The 2,221-nt window shown below is 64.2% G+C and carries 1 protein-coding gene and 1 pseudogene; both read right to left on the bottom strand.

What is annotated here, in order from left to right; genetic code table 11:
* Positions 1-202, bottom strand: a pseudogene (locus tag EN879_RS32855) (hypothetical protein); the annotation flags it as partial.
* Positions 199-2,221 (bottom strand): SMP-30/gluconolactonase/LRE family protein (locus EN879_RS32860; protein WP_127274555.1); only part of this gene is annotated, 2,023 nt, incomplete at its 5' end. The gene EN879_RS32860 and the pseudogene EN879_RS32855, both read right to left, overlap by 4 nt.

Consider the following 2,221-nt stretch of genomic DNA (forward strand, 5'->3'; position numbering starts at 1 on the left):
GCGCTCCAGCAGCAATCGAATGGATGGCGTTGCCGCTGGAGACCAGCAGCCTGTCACCGGTAACCAGCAGATTATCCGGTTCCGTCAGCTCGGCAAAAGCCGGCGCATCATCCAGCCGCGTATTGGGGCGAAAAGCGCCGTCGAGCGGCGGGATGGTCACCGCCTTACCGCGGAACAGGTCGAGCACCGGGTCGAGGATCATGGCTTTGCTCCCCAATAGGAAGCGGGGCTGGTCCAGTTCGGGTCGGCGCCTGCAATCTTGTAGCGGCCGATACGGTTGTTGAGGATGCCGCCGACGAACAGATACCCCTTGTGCTCGCGCATCGAGGTGACCATCGGGTGCGCGCCGCCGGTGAGGTCGCCCATCGCCTCGACGATGCCGCCCTTCTCTGTGAATTTCACCACACCGCCGGTGTTGATGTTGGGGAACAGCCATTCGTCCTGCGGCAGCCGGCGCGTCATGCGCTTGCGCATGTCGGGATGGCGCAGCGACAGGTCGAAGCTCGGCGTGCGCATGCCGAGCCACGCCATCCAGTAATTGCCGTCGGAGGCGCGGTTGATGTTGTCGGGATAGCCCGGCATGTCGCGGATGACGCATTCGGCGGTGCCGGCCTTCGGCCCTTCCAGCCAGTAGCGGTGCACGCGGCAGGCCCAGCTTTCGGCGAAGAACAGCGACTTGCCGTCATGCGCCATGCACACACCGTTGGTGTAGCGATAGCCGTCGAGCAGCGTCTTCGTCGAGCCGTCCTTCGGGTCGTAGACCAGCAGCCGGCCGGTGGCACGGTTCTCGATCGAATCCAGCGCCCAATCGTGGGCGTCATATCGCTTAGTTGAATCTGTGAAATAGATGCGGCCGTCCGGTGCGATATCGCAGTCGTTGGGGTCACGCAGCCGTGCATCGTCGACGATCGAGGTCCACGAGCGCGACGTCTCCGCCGAGAGGCGTTTGACCTCCCGATCCGGCGAGACCGAATAGAGACCCATCGCGCCGACGCAGCTGATCAGATTGCCTGATTTGTCGAAGGCCAGCCCCAGCGGAAAACCGCCGATGTGGGCAAACACCTCCGACCTGACATAGTCCGGCGCGAAGAAGCGGACGATCTCGCCATGACGCGTGCCGCAATAGAGATTGTCGTCGCGGTCGAGGATGACGTCTTCCGGCCCCTCCAGCTCGCCAAGCCCGATATGCTCTGCGGCCGACAGCCTGTTGTCGAGTTCGTATGGCGTGCCCGAGCCGGGTGCGGCCGACTGTGTCTCGCCCATCTTGAGATAGACCGGCGCGACATAGACCTCATTCAGCACCTTGTGCCGGTTCTTCAGCCAGCGGATGTCGATGGTCACCGCCACCGCCAACATGATGCCGAGCACCATCTGGTTGGTGCCGGTGCCGTAGCCCAAGCGGATCAGACCGTTGGTCATGGTCAGCACGATGATTGCGCCCATCAGCCCCTTGATCACCGAGCCGCGCCCGCCGCCGAGGCTGACGCCGCCGACCACCGCCGCCGTCAGCGCCATGATCTCGAGGTTGAGGCCGGTTCCCGGCCCTGCCCCGCTCAGCCGGCAAGCAATGAGGAAGCCGCCGATCGAGGCGCAGAAGCCGGAAAAGACATAGGTCATGAACACGGTGCGGCGCACGCGGATGCCGGCATTGTGCGCCGAGCGCCTGGAGCCGCCGACCGCCAGCACGTGCCAGCCCGGCCGCGAACGCGTCAGCGCGATATGGGTGACGATGGCCAGGATGATCGCCAGCCACACCGAGACGGACAGCCCCCAGAAGGTGCTGTCGCCGATGAAGTCGAGCACATCCGATGTCGCGGTCGAGAGCTGCACATCGGCGGCATAGGTGGTGACCAGGATGTCGAACAGCGCCCGGCCGAAGATGAAGGTCACCAGCGTGGTGAGAAAGGCGCGCAGCCTGAGATAGCCGACAAGGTAGCCGTTGATGGCGCCGAAGATGAGGCCGGTGGCGAGCGATGCGGCCAGCGCCAGCCAGATCGACTGTTCGAGGATGAAGAAGACATAGACGGCGGAAAAGCACGACAGCGCGAAGATCGAGCCGACCGACAGATCGATGCCGCCACCCAGCATCACCACCGTCATGCCGGTGACGACCATCGAGAACTCGCCGAGCTGGCGGGTCGATTCCTGCAAAGCGGTCAGCTTGAAGAAGCCGGGAATGACCGAGCCGAAGGTCGCCAATGTCGCCACCAGCGCCAGGAAC

Source organism: Mesorhizobium sp. M7A.F.Ca.AU.002.02.1.1, from assembly GCF_003998535.1.
Classification (GTDB): domain Bacteria; phylum Pseudomonadota; class Alphaproteobacteria; order Rhizobiales; family Rhizobiaceae; genus Mesorhizobium; species Mesorhizobium ciceri.